Source organism: Blautia segnis (genome assembly GCF_014287535.1).
Lineage (GTDB): Bacteria > Bacillota > Clostridia > Lachnospirales > Lachnospiraceae > Blautia_A > Blautia_A acetigignens.
In genome coordinates this window covers 21,407-39,681 of sequence record NZ_JACOOT010000015.1, presented here as the reverse complement: position 1 = coordinate 39,681, position 18,275 = coordinate 21,407, and the positions used below count along the sequence as shown (strand labels likewise).

Below are 18,275 nucleotides of genomic sequence, written 5' to 3'. Positions count from 1 at the left end.
AGACAGATAAAGTGGAGGTCATGGAGCAGATACATTGTCAAGCTATCCGCTCCATGGCGTATATTGCTGTTGATTCTTATTTGCAGTATGCAGTAGGAAGTGCTGCGTAAACAGCTGCACATCTTACAAGGTCATCTTTCCAGGTCTTCTCATTCGGAGCATGAGCCTGTGCCTCTGCGCCAGGTCCGAAGCCGATGCAAGGAATTCCGTTACGTCCCATAATGGAAACACCGTTGGTTGAGAAGGTCCATTTGTCAGTAAGAGGACGAGCCTTTCTCATAGCCTCTGTCTCAGCATTTCCCATACGCTCTGTTCCATACAGATTGTGGTAAGCTTCCTCAAGAGCAGCAGTAACCTTGTGATCCTTCGGGATTACCCATGTTGGGAAGTAGCACTCGATTGGATATACAAGCTCTGTCCAGGATGGACGGGAGTACTCATACATGGAAACCTTAACATCATCGCCGTATTTCTTAACGGAAGGAAGTGCACGGATCTCATCCAGGCAGCTCTCCCAGGTTTCACCTGCTGTCATACGACGGTCAAGGGAAACTGCACAGGAGTCAGCTACTGCACAGCGGCTTGGGGAAGTAAAGAAAATCTCGGATGTGGTAACAGTACCTCTTCCAAGGAAGTTTGCCTCTTCCCACTCAGGATTGTATTTCTTATCCAGCATTTTTACAAGACCTTTGATCTTGGTCTCATCTGCTGCATCGTTCTCGTTTAATGCACGAACGTCCTGAAGGATGTCAGCCATTTTGTAGATTGCGTTGTCACCGCGCTCCGGAGCAGATCCGTGGCAGGAAACACCTTTTACATCGATGCGGATTTCCATACGTCCGCGCTGTCCGCGGTAGATACCGCCGTCTGTAGGCTCTGTGGAAACTACGAATTCCGGACGAACCTTATCTTCGTTGATAATGTACTGCCAGCAAAGACCATCGCAATCCTCTTCCTGAACAGTTCCGGTAACAACTACCTGATATTTGTCATTTAAAAGACCAAGGTCTTTCATAATCTTAGCACCGTAAACTGCAGATACAATACCGCCCATCTGATCAGATGTTCCACGGCCGCCGATCTCAGTCTCAGTCTCGAAGCCCTCGTATGGATCAAATTCCCAGTTGCTTCTGTTTCCGATACCTACTGTGTCGATGTGTGCGTCAAAGCCGATCAGTGTGCTTCCGCTTCCCATGTAGCCCAGGATATTTCCCATCGGGTCAATATCAACCTTATCAAAGCCAAGCTTCTCCATCTCTTCTTTAATGCGCATTACATGATCCTTCTCACCGCAGCTCTCGCCGGGGAAGTGAACCAGTTCGCGAAGAAATCTGGTCATGTCTGCTTCATAATTCTGAGCCGCTTCTTTAATTTTGTTGTAATCCATTGTAATTTACCTCCGTAAAATTTATATTTATTCGCTTAATGATTTGTCTGTTCCGTATAATCCGTCCCATACAATTTCGCGGTAGCGGATGGGATCGGTGTCTCCTTCTGTGGAGATTACCAGAATGTTGGAATTTTCATCCAGCTTCAGGGCTTCTTTAAGATCTTTTGCATCTTCATCGTGAAGTGCTGTGTATACAAGCCCAAGCGGTACAGATCCGGATTCACCGGATACGATATGTGGATCACTTTCAAGCGGGTTTGCATAGATACGGGTTGCCTTTGCACTCATCCAGTCCGGACAGGAAGCAAATACAGTAACATGATTCTTCAGGATATCCCATCCGATTGTATTTCCCTCACCGCATGCAAGACCTGCCATAATAGTCTGAAGATCGCCGGTAACATTTACCAGATTGCCGTCAGCCTGTGCAGCAGAGCGATAGAGGCAGTCAGCTGCGCTTGCTTCACAGACAACCATTACAGGAGGATTTTCTTTATATTTGTGAGCGAAATATCCTACAACTGCACCTGCAAGAGAACCAACACCAGCCTGTACAAATACATGGGTAGGACGCTCAACACCGTTCTCCTTCAGCTGCTTGTCAGCTTCAAGAACAAGAGTACCGTATCCTTGCATGATCCAGGAAGGAATCTCCTCATAGCCGTCCCATGCAGTATCCTGAACAATGATTCCGTGTTCGGTCTTAGCTGCCTCTGCAGCTGCCATTCTTACACAGTCGTCGTAGTTCATTTCCTCGATGGTTACCTCAGCACCCTCTTTGGCAATGTTATCAAAACGGGTTCTGGTGGTGCCCTTCGGCATTCTTACTACAGCCTTCTGTCCAAGACGGTTGGCAGCCCATGCAACCCCACGTCCGTGGTTTCCGTCTGTGGCAGTAAAGAAGGTAGCCTGTCCGAATTCTTCTCTTAATTTGTCAGAAGAGAGGACATTATAGGGAAGCTCGCTGATGTCGCGGCCAAGCTCCTTTGCAATGTAACGACCCATGGCGTAAGAGCCTCCGAGAACCTTGAATGCGTTCAGTCCGAAACGATAGGACTCATCCTTGCAGTAGATTCCCTTTACTCCAAGATAGGAAGCAAGTGCGGAAAGCTTCTGCAGAGGTGTAACGGAATACTGTGGGAAACTCTTGTGAAATTCATTTGCTTTGGTTACGTTTTCTTCGGACATCAGATCCAGAAACTTATCATCAGATTCCGGAACATGATTGACCGTCCATTTCAGTCCTTCTGTCATGGGGAAAACCTCCTTTGTGGTGTTTGATTTATTTGGTTATATTGCATTACGTTTTTGTTTTTCTAATAGTATAATAACATAAATAAAACAATTTGCAATAGAAAAATACAAAAAAATTTAGCTTTCTCAAAAATTATTTAGTTTCATTGCGAAGCCGCATTATTTGTGATATAATATAAGTTACGACACCTGTAAAAACAGAGGAAAATAGTCTGCCGTCAAAGAAAAAGACCGCCTTTGGAGCACTTTAAAAAGAGGCAGGCAGATTTGAAAGGAGTATAAAACTATGGCAGTATTTCGGGCATTTAAGGCTTTAAGACCTGCCAGGGAAAAGGCTGCGGCAGTAGCAGCACTTCCTTATGATGTGGTGAGCCGGGAGGAAGCCGCAGCAATCGGAAAAGAGAATCCGGATTCTTTTTTGCATGTGGACAGAGCGGAGATGGATCTTCCGGCAGATGCCGGTCTTTATGACCCTGAGGTATATAAGAAGGCAAAGGAGAATCTGCTTCAGATGGAAGAGAAGGGGATTCTTTCCCAGGACCATAAGCCCTGTTATTACATATATGAACTGGTTCGCAAAGGGAAGGTACAGACTGGAATTGCAGGCTGTGCTTCCATTGACGATTATCTGAACAATGTGGTGAAGAAGCATGAGCTTACCAGATCGGATAAGGAACTGGACCGCATCAATCATGTGGATGTGTGCGATGCAAACACAGGCCCTATTTACCTGGCATGCCGCTACACCGACAGACTGAGCGGTCTTCTTGCGCAGTGGAAAAAGGATCATCTGGCAGAATATGACTTCACAGAGGAAGATGAGATTACACATCGTGTGTGGGTGATCGATGAGGACGAGGCAATTGCCCTGATCCGGGAGGAGATGGAGAAGATTCCGGCGCTTTACATTGCAGACGGACATCACAGAGCTGCCTCTGCGGTGAAGGTTGGCCTGAAACGAAGAGAAGAGAATCCGGGGTATACAGGAGACGAGGAGTTTAACTTTTTCCTGTCCGTTGTTTTCCCCTATGACCAGCTTACGATTCTGGCCTATAATCGTGTGGTGAAGGATTTAAATGGTCAGACACCGGAGCAGGTACTTTCCCGGATCAAGGAGAAGTTTGACATGACCATAGTTCCGGGCTTTCCGGCCAAGCCTGTGGAGAAGCACTGCTTCGGACTGTATCTGGATGGCTTCTGGTATCTGCTGAAAGCGAAGCCGGAGCTTTATGAGGGCAAGGACGTAGTGGGACAGCTGGATTCCCAGCTTTTGCAGGAACAGGTGCTTGCACCTATACTTGGGATCGGAGATTCAAGGACGGATAAGCGGATTTCCTTTGTGGGAGGAAGCCATAAATTAAGAGAGCTTCAGGCTATGGCAGATAAGAGCCGCGGAATTGCTTTTGCACTGTATCCCACTTCTATGGAAGATCTGATGCAGATTGCAGACGAGAACAAGTTGATGCCGCCCAAATCCACCTGGTTTGAGCCCAAGCTTCGAAGTGGTATTTTTATACATAAGCTGTGTCAGAGGTGAGCTATGGAGACAGAAGAATTTATTTCCGGCTTTTGCCGCACCTGCAACGGAAGCCAGACAGTATGCTGTGAATACCGGGAAAAGGATGGCAGACGAATTCTCACATTTATGGACTGTGCATATAAAAGATGTGTACATCACAGTGCCTGTGAGATTTATAAAGAGGCTCATCGGCTTGGAAGTGAAGAATAGAAAGCCTTATTAAACAGACCCCATTATATTTCATAGAGCAGATTATGAAATATAATGGGGTCTGTTTTTATTGCAAATTTTTGCCCGAAACTATCCTTTTGGATAGTTCCATCTCAACCTTCAATTTGCTACAATATTTACATAAATACGATAAAACAAAGGAGGGAAATATGCAGAAAATAGTCAAATTTACTGATGATAAATATATATGCCCTCAAAAAGCTATTTGCAAATTTCGCTCTGCCAAAAAACTTCGAACACCGTTATACCTGTATGGAGTTACAGGCATCGGAAAGACTTCTCTGGTTATGCACAATTTGAACATGAAACGCTGCAGCTATTACAGTGCATCAGAAACAAGTGCAGACCAGATTAAAATAAAAGAACAATCTGCGGAATACACAGTAGTACTTGATGATCTTCAAAATCTCACAGATACAACAGAAAGAGAAAGTTATTTTGAAGTGATCTGCAAATTACTGAGCTTAAATAACGTATGGCTGATCCTGATCGCCAGATGTCCGTTTCCGAGATGGCTTCTTCCACTTCGGACGAAATACATATTTGCCGAAATCGAAGAAAGTGATTTTCTTCTTTCATTAGATGAGCAGATTACATATATAGAACAATATGATATTCATCTTACCCGGGAAGAACATCAGAAGGCATGGAATCTGGGCGGTGGAAATGCGTTATCTCTTTTATTTTTTGCAATGGAAAAAGGAAATCTGGAACTGACACAGAGACGGCAGTGGGATTATCTGGAAACCCATGTATACGATCAGTGGGATCTGGAACTGCAGGAATTTTTTATGGATATTTCCATTGTAGAAACATTTACGGTCAGACTTGCGTCCATGCTTACAGGACGAAGTGATGTGGAGAAACTGATCTTTCGGGCTGAAGAAGTTGGAAACTTTTTTGACATAAGAGGAACCGATGGAATCTGGAAATGCAGATGGCCTATGAGGAAATCCATGCAGCAGAGACTACGGAGGAAGAGAAGCATTGAGCAGATCAACCATCTTTATTATGTAGCTGGCTTATATTATGAATTGGAGGAAAAACCTCTTGAGGCGCTTTCCATGTATGAAAAATACAACGACATGGAAAGCATTTCCAGACTTTTGATCTCCAATGCACGTAAGAATCCTTCCAGTGGACATTTTTATGAACTGCGGAAATACTATCTGAAACTGCCGGAAGAACTCATCTCGGGAAGTCCGGTACTTATGGCAGGAATCAGTTTGCTGCAATCTATGCTGATGAATATAGAAGAAAGCAACCGCTGGTATCATCAGCTGGAAAAATTTGCAGAAGAACACTCAGGTAGTATGAAAAAAGAAGCTCTCAGCAGGCTGCTTTATTTAAAAATAGCACTTCCTCATACTGGCACAGCGAACATGATCGATCTGCTGAAAAATGCAGACCTGTTAATTCATAATAAAAAAGCAGTTCTTCCAGAGCTGTCTGTGACCAGCAATCTTCCTTCTATGATGAACGGAGGAAAAGATTTCTGTGAATGGTCGAAACGGGACACAGAACTGGCACTTACGATTGGTAAACCGGTAGAATTTGTTCTTGAAAAATATGGAAAGGGTCTTGTATATCTTGCTCTTGCGGAGAGCTATCTGGAAAAAGGAAAAGATATTTTTGAGATTTTTTCAAAGGCGGAAAAAGGCCGTATGGATGCAGAACGGGGGGGTATGCTGGAACAGGTTTTTGTAGGAACAGGAATCCTTGCATGGCTGTCTGTTTTGAAAAATGATGCAGATGGCGCACTTGTATCTCTTGATGCATTTCGTGATCGTGCGGAAGAGGAAGCACCGAATCTGATTTCCAATATTGATGCTTTTATTTGCCGGATTAAGCTGTATCAGGGTGAAGATGTTTCAGACTGGATGAAACAGGCACCAGATGAGAATGCGGAATTTTGCACAATGGAACGTTTTCGATATCTGACAAAAGTGAGAGTATATATTTCTCTTGGGAAATTGGAAGCAGCTTATTGCCTGCTGCAGCAGCTCCTGCATTATGCGGAGATTATGAAACGCACCTATATTCATATGGAAGCGATGATCTTGCTTTCTATTGTTCAGTATAAACTGGAACAGAAGCAGTGGAAGGATACTCTTCAAACCAGCATCAGTCAGGCAGAAGAATATCATTTTGTGAGAATATTTACCAGGGAAGGAACAGCACTTCTTCCAATGTTTGAAAAGTGCGAATTTATCTGGAAAGACAATAGTTATCGAAACCAGATCATGTCAGAATGCAGACAGATGGCTAAATCATATCCTTCTTATCTGGCTTCCAGAAACAATATTGTTTTAAGTGAACATGCGCTGGAGATATTAAAACTGCAGTCAGAAGGTAAGTCATCTGCAGATATAGCAAAAGAGCTGAAAATTTCAGAGGCAACAGTGAAATACCACAATAAAGAAACTTATCGGAAGCTTGGTGTCAGGAATAAAGCAGCAGCAATTACAGAAGCCAGAAAGCGGAAGCTGATCTGAGTCAATGCCCGCTTTAGCGCAAATGGCGAAAAGAGGATAACGATATGAAAAAAGAAAGCAAAAATCGGTTCTGCTTCAAAAAAGCCAGATGGATACTTGCGGCTGCAGCAGCACTTAGCCTGATTTCCGGTACAGTGTCTGCAGCCGAGACTGAAATGACGAAGCAATCAACAGAGTCGGAAACACAGACTTCGGAAGCGGAATCTTTCCAGTCATCAACAGAGCTGCCGGTTGAGAAAGAAACAGAGGCTCCAGTGGAAACTCCGACTGAAGCTATAACGGAGGTTCCAGTGGAAACTCCGACGGAAGTTATAACAGAGGATCCTGTGGAAACTCCGACGGAAGCTATAACAGAGGCTCCAGTGGAAACTCCGATTGAAGTTATAACAGAGGACTTTGTGGCAGTTCCGAATGAGAACGAAACAGAGATGAAGGAACCAAATGGGGATGAAAATGAAACATTTACGGAGCCGGTTACGGAAGATTCCACACAAACCCCGGCAGAAATGACATTTGACCTGGCTACAAGAGTTTCTTTGGGAGTGAATCAGCTGAAACTCAAAGACGGGCAGCAACCGTTCGCACGATCATTATTTTCGGAGGATGAGATCAGGCAGGGGGGACATGGAAATGTGCTGATATACGCTGACCTGCTGGATGATCTTTTGAAGGATGAGCAGGAGAAAGCAGAAGAACAAAAACTCTCAGAAGAAGAAAGAAATTCCCTGAAAGCGGAGAATGCTATTCTGGAACAGTGGGCAGAAAGTAATGGATACACTGTGGAGCAGTATTTTTCTCTGCGTCTGTTCAGGCAGAAAAATGATGAGGAACCTTTGAGAATTGCAGAAAGCCAGGAAATGCTTTCAATGATTATGGAAACAACCGATGTACAGGCGCAGATGGAAGACAGGGTACTTGTCTGTGTCAGGGATGGGCAGGCAGTAATCTGTGGTGATGCAGACAGCCGTGAAAATATCATTGCCTTTGATACCGGAACGTTTGGAACCTATGCTCTTGCTTCCCGTTCTCTGATACCGGAACCGGATACAGAAAGTGAGGATTCCATTGTAATGGAATTGTCTGGGCTAAATGCTGTTTATCATCCGGGTTCCAGAGGTCAGTGGAATCCAGATACACATTGCTATGAAAATGCGACGTCCGGGCAATGGACTTATGAAGAGGGAGAAGGGAAAGTGAGTTTCACAAATAAAGGAAATGAGGATGTGACACTTATTCTGTCTTATAAGCCGTCAGAATCACACAAGGAAATTACCGGAGTATTCAAGGACCAGAAAGGCGAAACAGTTCAGAAACTTTCCATTTCTGCCGAGAATACGGCTACGGTATACCTTAACCTTTACGGGGAACCAGATCCGGGAATAAACGGTGAGGTGATCGGAACGGTATCTTATGAACAGGCCGGGTAAGGAGGTGATCAAGTGGGAAAACAGTCCGAAAAAAAGATATCTGCAAATAGGACAAAAATAATCATTACTGTACTTCTTGTTGTTACATTTGTTGCATTAGCAGTGACAATCTGGGCGTTATTTTTCAGGAATACCGGTCCGGCACTTGCTCCTGACTATGCACCACAGAAAGAAGAAGAATATGCAGAACCTGTAACAGGTGATTCAGAAGAAAAGATGGAGGTATCTAAGGGCGGGGGAGCAGTCAGTATGGTTTATCAGAAGGAAGTACATATTTCACTTTCTGATAATAAGGCAAACCTGATGTTTCAAAATCCATCGAAATCAGTAAATGATATTGTGCTTCAACTTGTTATTATCAGTGAAGATGGAACAGAAACTGTGATTGCCCAGTCCGGAACTCTGTCACCCGGATATGAAATTGAACAGCTGGATCTGATAAAAGATGCAGCAAAACTCTCTGTGGGAGATTATACAGGAAGATACAATGTTCTGTATTATGATCCGGATTCAGGGGAGAAAGCAGTCCTGAATGGAAATATCGAAGGAATTAAAATCACAGTGACTGATTAAGAGAAAACATACTTCAAAAAGAAGATGTAATAAAATGTTTTGCAGAAAGGAAGAAAAGCGATGAAGAAAAAAGCATTAACTCTTTGTGTGGCGACTATACTTGGGTTATCCTCGGGAACAGTAGCAATGGCGGCAACAATAAATTCAGCCGGAGGAAGAGACAGCCATGCAGTATACGGAACTTATCAACCTGAAGGCGAAGCAGCAACGGTGTATTCCGTTGATGTATCGTGGGGAAGCATGGAATTCACGTATACGGATGGAGCTGTATCCAAAATATGGAATCCATCAACACACCAGTATACGGAATCTGTCGGAGAAGGAAGCTGGTCGAATCAGGATGGAGCGAACAAGGTGACAGTTACCAATCGCTCTAATAAGGCATTGACTGCAACTGTTGAAGCAGCAACGTCGGATTCGTATCCAGATATCACTGCGAAAGTTGATATGGCTTCTTTGAGTCTTGCAGATGCCTCTATTGGTGCGACAACCACAGAAGCGGGTACTGCATCTACTGCGTCAACTACGATTTCTTTGTCAGGGGCATTAACAGATAAAAATGCAAATAAAGCAACAATCGGTAGTGTAACAGTAAAAATCGCAGATGCAGCATCACAGGAATAAGAAGGAGGGCGGAAAGAATGATGAAAAAAATAATTGCAGCAACACTCGCTCTTACTTTGAGCATGTCTATGGGAAATTTTGTATATGCAGCAGAGGATAGTTCAGCGGATATTAAAGCTACTTATCAAGCCGGAAAAGAAAACACAGATACTGTATATAGTGTTGATGTGAAATGGGGAAGTCTGGAATATACATATAGTTCGGGCGTTACAAAAAGCTGGGATCCAACAACTTTAAAATATAAGGAAACATCCGGTACAAGTTCATGGACTTGTCAGGATGGGGCTGATCAGATTACTATAACGAATAATTCAAATGCGGACATTACAGCTTCTCTGGCTTATGGTAAAACTGACAATAACATTACCGGAACTTTTACGAATTCTAAAATAGGATTAAAATCAGCAGAAGGAACAAACGTTGGGGAAAGTCCAAGTGAAACAACGACCTTGTCCTTGAAGGGGGCTCTTTCAGATACAACAGCCGAAAAGAAAGAGATTGGCAATGTGACGGTGACTATTTCGGATTATGTTGGTACCTCCTCGAATTATAAGTGGGATGGAAATGGCAATATAAGCTGGGGATTTTTAAAAACTACATTGACAGATGGTGTATACACTGTAGAGAAAGAATGTCCAGGGAATAATTATTTGGCTAGCATCTTCTATATTTATAATAAAGGAAATTCACAAGAAAAATATGTCATTAAAGATGGAGACATAAAGGCAGAGGGTACATATTCTCTGCAGAAGGTAACTAGTGGAAACGGAAGTTATGGTGTTTCTTTACCGAGTACAATGGCTTTGAATGGCAAGACTATCCGTCTCACGGTTGATTTGAGAGATGAAAATAATCCAACATTGACAGTAAAAGTTATTTAGACAATATGTTGGAGTGTGTTTGCTGGATAGAAAGCAAATTAAAATTGGCAGAGATCTGTGCAGGCTGAACGGTCTGTGCAGATCATCTGTGATATTTACTCCAAACCGCATTGTTTGAGGTAAATATGACAGATGATAATGTAAATGAGGGATTTTAATGAATAAAAATTGGAGCTTGCCTGTTGCCTGTATTGTATGTGTGTTGTCATTGTGTGCTATGGTACTGGCATTAATAAACAATGGGAAACAGGATGATGTTCGCTCGTTCTCACCACCGCCTTTCGAAAAAGCGGCGGTTAGTGGTATGCCGACAGTACCGGAGGACCTTGGATGGTCGGAAATCTATCAGGATGGAATGGAATTCAGGGCATATATCTGTGGAAATGTGATTGTGAAAGACGATGCAGCAGATGTTTATTTTACGAATTCAGAAGAATTTGATGTATGGCTGAAGCTTCGTGTCCTGACTGCAAATGGAACTCTTTTGGGAGAGACAGGACTTATCAGGCCTGGAGAATATGTAAAATCTGTATCACTTACTTCCGAAGTGGAAGATGGTACTGCAATTAAATTAAAGATTATGGCTTATGAGCCAGATACATATTACAGTGCCGGTTCGGTTACTCTAAATACAATACTCAGGGAAGAAGGGGCAGAATGAAACGGTTCGTAACATTTTTTCTGATCTGCATACTTACAGTATATTCAACTACGATATGCTATGCCTGGAACTCTGCCCTGACAGGAGAACAGAGTCAGACAGATTTTGGCATTTATGCAACTTATATTGCAGGAAAAACAGAATATCTAACATCACCTGTCCAAAATGGGAAAGCTGAGATTCAGTTACCGGATGGCAGAAGGATTGTGGTCAGTGGAATTACAGACAGCAGCTTGACGCTGGTGGTTTATCCGATAACCAGTCAGGATACAGAGGCATGGGAGTGGTTTGCTGCATGTCTGGAAGGAAAGGGGAAAAACATTTCACCATTTGAAATCTATTTTACAGATAAAAAGGAAAACAGAATAGCGGTGGATGGAGTGACAATTTCTTTATCGGATGCGTTGAAGAATTCTTCTGCTTTTTCTTTGAACAGCAAAGGGACATTGAAGACATTATCTGTGCAAAGCAGAAATGGACAGATGATTTTTCAGGCGAATGGCAGTTATTATTATATTCTGGCAGAAAAAACAGAGCAGGATATTCCAAATGAACCAACAACACAGCCAACACAAACAGGTGCAGATAATAGCACAGATGTGAATCATGCTGGAAGTGGAGCGGCTTCTGGGGCAAAAACAGGAGATGACACACCGTTGGAATTATATATGGTTTTATTGTTTGTGGGCTTGATAACTACATCTATAGCAGGACTTTGTAGGAAAAAGAATTATGTAGCCAAGCAAAAATAGTAAGTATCGACTAATTATTATATAACGACTTTTTTGAGCTTGGGCAACAGAAAATGAACTTTAGTTTCTTCGAATTGAATTTACCCGACGACGATCCAGTCTATACCCTGAAAAAAGTGATGGAGGATTTAGATTTTTCTGGCCTGCTGGCCAATTGTTCAGATAAGGGAAGAACCGGGTATAACCCAATTATGATGTATGCTGTAGTTACTTACGCAAACATGCGCGGGGTACGTTCTGTTGACCGTATTGTAGAATTATGTGAAAGAGATCTGGCTTTTATCTGGCTGACCCGTGGGCAGAAACCAAAACGGGACGCTTTTTATGAGTTTAAAGGGAAAAAGCTGACCTCTGAAATACTGGATGACCTTAATTACCAGTTTTTGCGCCGGCTTCAAAAAGAAGGCCTTGTTACACTGAAAGAACTTTTTATTGATGGGACTAAGATTGAAGCCAATGCAAACCGTTATACATTTGTCTGGCGTGGTACGATCAATTACCATCTGGCTGGTCTGCTAGATTCTATTGAACTGAACTTTGCCAGGTATAATATATTTTTGTAAGAGAATGGTTATGGGCAAAAGTATGATATAGGGAATGCACAGATGTTAGTGATCGAGGGAATGGATAAAGTCCGCAGTGTAATAGAAAAGAACCGTAAACGGAAGCTGTCAAAGCATAAGAAACTTGCAAATAATACAGTCATTGAGATTGATAACTGCTCTCCTCTTGAAATCCTGAAGCTGCAGAAGAACCTTAATACGATTGCCACTGGAGAAGGGATAGAGTTCGTTTATGGAAAAGGAAAAAGAAAACCTGAGATCCAGCAGCTGTATGAGGAACTGGAGCATCTCGGCCAGCGTCTGATGGGATATAAAGAATGCTTCGAGATCATGGGAAAAGACCGGAACAGCTATTCCAAGACAGACCTGGAAGCTACTTTTATGCGGATGAAAGAGGATCATATGCTGAACGGACAGTTAAAGCCGGCGTACAACGTACAGATTGCCGTGGAAAATTATTTCATCATTCACGGTTACGTAAGTAATGACCGGACGGATTACAATACCCTGATCCCAGTCCTGGAAAAGCACCAGCAGGTTTTTGGCAGCATCCTGGAAGAGGTAACTGCTGACAGCGGATACTGTAGTGAGAAAAATCTGCTTTATTTAAAAGAAAAAGGGATAGAAAGCTATATAAAACTGCAGGATCATGAAAAACGCAAAACACGCGCATATGCCGAAAATATCAGTAAATATTACAACATGAAGGTCGAAGTATTTGAAGATGAGCAGTTCTATATCTGCCATGACGGACGTGAACTGCGTCACATAAGAACGGAAACCAAAGAGCAGAATGGTTATACCCAGACCTTTGAGGTGTACGCCTGCGCCGACTGCAGTGGATGCGAACATAAAGCCCGCTGTCTGTATAAATATAATGCCGAAAAGGATGCTGAGAAAAACAAGGTAATGAAGATCAATGAGCAGTGGGAAGAACTGCGTGAAAAATCCCATGCAAACATCCAAAGTGAGCGTGGGATCCTAAAACGGCAGACACGTTCGATCCAGACAGAAGGACATTTCGGTGATATCAAAGAAAACGAAAACTTTAGGCGTTTTAATTACCGTTCTGCAGATAAAGTGTACAAAGAATTCATGTTGTATGCAATCGGAAGGAATATAAATAAATACTGTCGTTTTCTCAATGAAAAACTAAAGAAGTTTGAGGGAAAAACAACGGAAAAAACAGCCTGATCAAAAGTGCGGCTGTAAAAATCCAGACAAGGGATTTTTGCGGCCAAAAATAAATTTCATCTTTTATAGAAAAAAAGGATCCCTCGCAAGGTAGAAAGCTAACAAGCCTTGCCCTTGCTGGGATCCTTTCAATTACTACTGGGGATGCCGGAATTTGCTATTAACCGACAGCCCCTTAATATCATTCAATCAATCCCTAATTAAAAACTCAGAAGCATTTCAATCAGTTCACCATGTCACTTTTATTTTGTGTTATACTGTTTTATATGATTTTCTTGCCCTTGTATTTGCCCTTATCAGAGTTCGTAAACACTGATGGGACGATATAACACAAGGGAAACAATAAGGGAAAGCTCACCTGCGATAAATCCAGTGTTTTCAAGGATTTGCGGAGAATTTAATAACAAAATATAACAGCTATTAAATCTTTTAAAACAGGTGAAATCTCAATCGGAATTTTTGAGGAGATAGATATAAAATGACCTTCCAATTAGTTTGTATAGAACCAAAAGAATTAACCCAATACAAGGCGGATATGCAGGAAGCATTTCAGAAAGGTTTTGAAGATGCTTTTGGGAAAACAGATGCTGTTATTCTGCCTGAAAAGGACATTGACCAGTCGCTGAATGCGGAGGGTTCTGCTGTCTATAAAGCCGTTGTCGATGGAGAAATGGTGGGCGGTGCTGTTGTTATTATCAATGAGAGTACACAGCATAACCATCTTGACCTGCTTTTTGTAAAGAACGGAGTTCAGAGCAATGGTATCGGTAAGAAGATATGGTTTGAATTGGAACGAATATATCCGAACACGAAAGTATGGGAAACCTGTACGCCGTACTTTGATAAGCGCAACATTCATTTTTATGTGAATGTCTGCGGCTTTCATATTACAGAATTTTTTAATGAAAAACATCCTATGCCGGATACACCGGACGATTTTGTCGGTGATGGCAATGAGGGAATGTTTGCGTTTAAGAAGCAAATGCGTTTATGAAATTCCAGTTTTTGAAACTGAGAAATCGGTATTTAAGGAGGTCTTGTATGAAGAAAATCGTATGTACAATGCTATGTATTATGCTTTTATTTGTTTTGAGTGCTTGTGGTGGAGATGTCAGTGAAGTAAAAACTCATAATGTTGAATCTGAGAGCTATTCAGAAGAGGATATTAAAGCCGCTATTGACACAATAAAAAAGGAGTTTAAGAGTGACTGGAAAGGATGCACTCTCACAGAAATTTACTATGCCGGAGATGACTGCACGAAAGATCATAAAGATTGGGCAGACAGAAACAATGCAGATGAAGTCATTGTTTTATTATCTTCATTCGATGTTGATTCATCTGGTGGAGACGGGTCTTTGAATCCAAATAGTACATACAGTGATTGGAAGTGGATTTTAGTTAGAACAGATGGCGGAAAGTGGCAGCATGTTGACCATGGATATTAAGTCAAATTCAAGTTTGTATATATCTTTTAAAAGGTATATTTTTAAGAAAAACGGCAGGAGGTATCTGAATGAAATCACATAAATATTGGTCTATCGGTGCACTGATTACAATGCTTGGAACTTTTTATACAGGTTATAAGGGATCAAAAGAAGGCCATAAGTACTTTGCAGCAAGTTCTTTGCTTTGCATGATTAAGAAAGGAGTTCTATGCGATACACAATTAATAAGATTAATAAAGGCGAAGATGAGCTGATTTTAAATTATAAGGAGAAAAATCCTGAGGTTGAGGCGGTGTTGCTTTTTATGGACAAACGTCAAAGAAAACTAATTGGACGAAAAAACGATGAGACAATTGTTTTTACACCGGAGGAAATTCTGTATATAGAAAAGGTGGATAATAAGACATTTGTCTACACAGATGATAATGAAATTCAAGTAGAGATGTCATTATATTCAATCGAATTATTTCTAGACGATGAGAGTTATTTCCGCTGTAGCAAGTCGATGATTATCAATGTAAACAAGGTGGAAATGCTAAAAAGTATGCCGTCGAATAGGATTGATGCAACACTTGTCAGCGGTGAGCATATCATTATTTCCCGTACATACGCATCGGATTTTAGGAAGCTTCTGAAAGGAGAAATGGCATGAAAAAAAGTTATAAGAAAAAAGTATCCCTCTGGGAAAGGTATCTTACAAAGGAAATTGGAATCGAGTTTAAGGCATGTCTTTATTTTTTCGGAGTTCTTTTTTACTACTGTACATATCGGCTCTGCATTGGGGTGACTGTGGCAGAAATACTGCATATGGCGGAAATGATTTTTTTGACCTATGCAGTTGGGTATCTTCAGGTTTATGTACTTTGGAATTTTGATGAGTCAGATGAAATAAGCAAGAAGGAACTGCTTGGTATAATAATCTGCACAATAATATATACGGCAGTGTCATACATAGGAAAATGGTTTGATAGAAATTCTTATGTGACTTTGGGGTTCACTGCCTATATTGTATTCGTATATATTTGTGTTTATCTGGTATATAAATGCAGGCGCAGAATTGATGACAAAATATTGAATTCTGATTTAAAATTATTTAAAACAAGGACAGATAATAAATAGTGCAACTTAGAGTTGAAAAAGTGTCACTGATGGGTACAGTTATTGTGCCCATCTTTTTTATGTACTATTCTATCATCAAACGGAGGTACATGAGAAATGAAAGATATGATAACGATTCAAAATTTAACAAAAACTTATGGAAAACACAGAGGTGTGGAGGATGTAACATTCTCGGTTCGGGAAGGCGAAATTTTTGGGTTCCTTGGACCGAACGGTGCCGGAAAATCAACGACTATTCGGTCAATGCTTGGATTGATAAAGTATGATCAGGGCGAAATAAGAATCAATGGTCTTGACAGCGTAAAGGACAGAGAAAAAATCCTTGCAGACATTGGCTATATGCCAAGTGAAGCATGGTTTTATCCGGGCATGAAAATCAGGGAAATACTGAAGTATTCGGCAGCAGTCAGAAAGGTTGATTGCACCGATGAAGCAGAAAAACTTTGCGACAGACTTCAGGTGGACGTAAAAAGAAAAATCAATGAGCTCTCACTTGGGAACAGGAAAAAGGTCAGCATCATCTGTGCAATGCAGCATAGACCAAAGCTTTTTGTTTTTGATGAACCGACCAGCGGACTTGATCCTCTGATGCAAAATGTTTTCTTTGAGTTGATTCAGGAGTATGTGAATGAGGGTGCGACCTGTATGCTTTCCACACACGTTTTATCGGAGGTGAGAAATCACTGTACTCGTGTGGCAATCATGAAGGAAGGAAAGTTGGTTGTCACAGATACCGTCGATAATCTTTTGAGCAGTCGGTCAAAGAGAATCAAAATGATACGGGATGGCGAAAAGCTTGACTATATCTATAAGGATAACCTAAACAATTTATACAAGGAACTGGAAGGACATCATATCGAGGATATTATTATCGAGGAACCGTCCATAGAAGAAGTATTTATGCACTATTATTTGAAGGAGGAAAAATAAATGCCGGTAATATTAAAAAACGAATGGAAATCAGGTTGGAAAAGTCTTTTGATATGGGCGCTTTCCGTGGGTGGAATGGGGCTCATCTGCATCATTTTATATAAGGGTATGGAAGATAGCATGGCAGATATGGCAGAGAGTTTTGCAACAATGGGCACGTTTTCTGATGCTTTTGGAATGAGTACACTCAGTATAGCAACATTAAAAGGATATTTTGCCACAGAAATCGGAACGATTCATGCACTTGGAAGCAGTATGTTTGCAGCTTCCATCGCCACAGTAATTCTTTCAAAGGAAGAAGATGGGCATACTGCGGAATATACGTTTACACTTCCGGTTTCACGGGGCAAGGTAATAGCAATGAAGTTTTTTGCAGTGCTACTAAACCTTATTTGTTTTACATTGATTTGTGGCATGCTTTATGAAGTCGGGTTTGTTTTTCTTGGAGAAACGGATTTTGGAAGCATATTCACAGAGTGTATGTTTTTTCAGTTAATGATGAATATCGAAATTGCGGCTATTTGCTTTGTGATCTCTGCGGTAAGCAAAAAGAACAGGTTAGGAATTGGAATTTCAGTTGCCATGCTGCTGTATGTGTATGATTTGATGGCAAGAGTTGTTCCTGATTTAAAGGACGCTATCTTTATTTCGCCGTTTTCCTATTCAAATGCGACATCAATTTTTGCTGGAGAATCAAGGGATTGTGTTGCTTTGATTTTAGGGACGATAATGATTGTGATTATGACTGTGGGAGCTGGTATGATTTACGCAAAAAGGGATCTCGCTTCATAATGATTAGATTTTAGTTGCTTGTTTTCTGATTTTAAATAAGAAAAAATTGAGCTGTTTCTCTACTTTGCATAGGTAGTAAATATAAGTTCTGTGTTTATGATATTTTTATAGGACAATATGAAGTGCCCCACATTTATAAATAAGGTGTAAATTCTTTGCAGGCCATGTTTTTCGTATTATTTCATGCTTAAATCAAGTACTATTTGCATGCAATAATGCTTTATTGCATTAATGAAAAGAAAGCTATAAAACTGCTTGAAACTTTTGAATATAAACCTAAAAAATATGCCGAAAGGGTAAATCATGTTTTTGAAGTACTCGGTCTTTCAATTTTTAAATGCTACGATATGACCGAGAAGCTTTATAAAGAAGTGAAAAAAATTGCAACGGAGATAAATAACTTTTTAAACGAGGGGGAATTCAG

The 18,275-nt window shown here is 41.3% G+C and carries 18 protein-coding genes and 1 pseudogene; 17 read left to right on the top strand and 2 right to left on the bottom strand.

Annotated elements, in window-relative coordinates; genetic code table 11:
* Positions 1-76: 76 nt before the first annotated feature.
* Positions 77-1,387 carry a YgeY family selenium metabolism-linked hydrolase gene (locus H8S54_RS07175; protein WP_021926920.1) on the bottom strand — a complete coding sequence of 437 codons (1,311 nt, stop codon included), beginning with the start codon at positions 1,385-1,387 and terminating at the stop codon, positions 77-79.
* 27 nt (positions 1,388-1,414) lie between these two features.
* Positions 1,415-2,644 carry a diaminopropionate ammonia-lyase gene (dpaL, locus tag H8S54_RS07170; RefSeq protein WP_117854969.1) on the bottom strand — a complete coding sequence of 410 codons (1,230 nt, stop codon included), beginning with the start codon at positions 2,642-2,644 and terminating at the stop codon, positions 1,415-1,417.
* Between the two features lie 286 nt (positions 2,645-2,930).
* Here dpaL and H8S54_RS07165 point away from each other — a divergent pair, with 286 nt between their 5' ends.
* The 17 genes and pseudogenes from H8S54_RS07165 to H8S54_RS07085 all read left to right on the top strand — a co-directional run bounded on the left by H8S54_RS07165 (position 2,931) and on the right by H8S54_RS07085 (position 17,851).
* Positions 2,931-4,181: a DUF1015 domain-containing protein gene (locus tag H8S54_RS07165; protein ID WP_021926922.1), complete on the top strand. Its 1,251-nt coding sequence runs from the start codon at positions 2,931-2,933 to the stop codon at positions 4,179-4,181.
* Positions 4,182-4,184: 3 nt separating this feature from the next.
* Positions 4,185-4,373 (top strand): hypothetical protein, encoded by a 189-nt coding sequence (locus H8S54_RS07160; protein WP_021926923.1) that lies wholly within the window; start codon positions 4,185-4,187, stop codon positions 4,371-4,373.
* A gap of 170 nt (positions 4,374-4,543) precedes the next feature.
* Positions 4,544-6,889: a response regulator transcription factor gene (locus tag H8S54_RS07155; protein WP_186901182.1), complete on the top strand. Its 2,346-nt coding sequence runs from the start codon at positions 4,544-4,546 to the stop codon at positions 6,887-6,889.
* Between the two features lie 44 nt (positions 6,890-6,933).
* Positions 6,934-8,316, top strand: coding sequence for a hypothetical protein (locus H8S54_RS07150; protein ID WP_186901181.1), 1,383 nt, complete (start codon positions 6,934-6,936; stop codon positions 8,314-8,316).
* Positions 8,317-8,328: 12 nt separating this feature from the next.
* Positions 8,329-8,889, top strand: coding sequence for a hypothetical protein (locus H8S54_RS07145; RefSeq protein ID WP_173768087.1), 561 nt, complete (start codon positions 8,329-8,331; stop codon positions 8,887-8,889).
* A gap of 60 nt (positions 8,890-8,949) precedes the next feature.
* Complete coding sequence (locus H8S54_RS07140; RefSeq protein ID WP_186901180.1) at positions 8,950-9,513, top strand: hypothetical protein; 564 nt, start codon at positions 8,950-8,952, stop codon at positions 9,511-9,513.
* A gap of 17 nt (positions 9,514-9,530) precedes the next feature.
* Positions 9,531-10,394: a hypothetical protein gene (locus H8S54_RS07135; protein ID WP_186901179.1), complete on the top strand. Its 864-nt coding sequence runs from the start codon at positions 9,531-9,533 to the stop codon at positions 10,392-10,394.
* A gap of 157 nt (positions 10,395-10,551) precedes the next feature.
* On the top strand, positions 10,552-11,055 hold the full coding sequence (locus H8S54_RS07130; protein WP_186901178.1) for a hypothetical protein: 504 nt from the start codon (positions 10,552-10,554) through the stop codon (positions 11,053-11,055).
* Positions 11,052-11,807 (top strand): hypothetical protein, encoded by a 756-nt coding sequence (locus tag H8S54_RS07125; RefSeq protein WP_186901177.1) that lies wholly within the window; start codon positions 11,052-11,054, stop codon positions 11,805-11,807. The genes H8S54_RS07130 and H8S54_RS07125 overlap by 4 nt, the downstream gene beginning before the upstream one ends.
* 53 nt (positions 11,808-11,860) lie before the next feature.
* Positions 11,861-13,564: pseudogene (locus H8S54_RS07120) on the top strand (IS1182 family transposase).
* A gap of 478 nt (positions 13,565-14,042) precedes the next feature.
* The gene (locus H8S54_RS07115; protein WP_009244780.1) at positions 14,043-14,558 is read left to right on the top strand and encodes a GNAT family N-acetyltransferase; all 516 of its coding nucleotides are present in this window, start codon (positions 14,043-14,045) and stop codon (positions 14,556-14,558) included.
* Positions 14,559-14,605: 47 nt separating this feature from the next.
* Entirely contained in the window at positions 14,606-15,010 is a 405-nt protein-coding gene (locus tag H8S54_RS07110; protein WP_004853444.1) for an LptM family lipoprotein, read from the top strand.
* Between the two features lie 68 nt (positions 15,011-15,078).
* Positions 15,079-15,264, top strand: coding sequence for a DUF6219 family protein (locus tag H8S54_RS07105; RefSeq protein WP_117854944.1), 186 nt, complete (start codon positions 15,079-15,081; stop codon positions 15,262-15,264).
* Positions 15,219-15,662, top strand: a complete 444-nt coding sequence (locus H8S54_RS07100) for a LytTR family DNA-binding domain-containing protein (protein WP_117854941.1) — start codon at positions 15,219-15,221, stop codon at positions 15,660-15,662. Before H8S54_RS07105 ends, H8S54_RS07100 begins: the two co-directional genes overlap by 46 nt.
* Positions 15,659-16,129, top strand: coding sequence for a DUF3021 domain-containing protein (locus tag H8S54_RS07095; protein WP_186901176.1), 471 nt, complete (start codon positions 15,659-15,661; stop codon positions 16,127-16,129). The genes H8S54_RS07100 and H8S54_RS07095 overlap by 4 nt, the downstream gene beginning before the upstream one ends.
* Positions 16,130-16,225: 96 nt before the next feature.
* Positions 16,226-17,059, top strand: coding sequence for an ABC transporter ATP-binding protein (locus H8S54_RS07090; protein ID WP_117854936.1), 834 nt, complete (start codon positions 16,226-16,228; stop codon positions 17,057-17,059).
* Positions 17,060-17,851, top strand: coding sequence for an ABC transporter permease subunit (locus tag H8S54_RS07085; RefSeq protein ID WP_117854934.1), 792 nt, complete (start codon positions 17,060-17,062; stop codon positions 17,849-17,851). It begins immediately after the preceding gene.
* Positions 17,852-18,275: the final 424 nt, after the last annotated feature.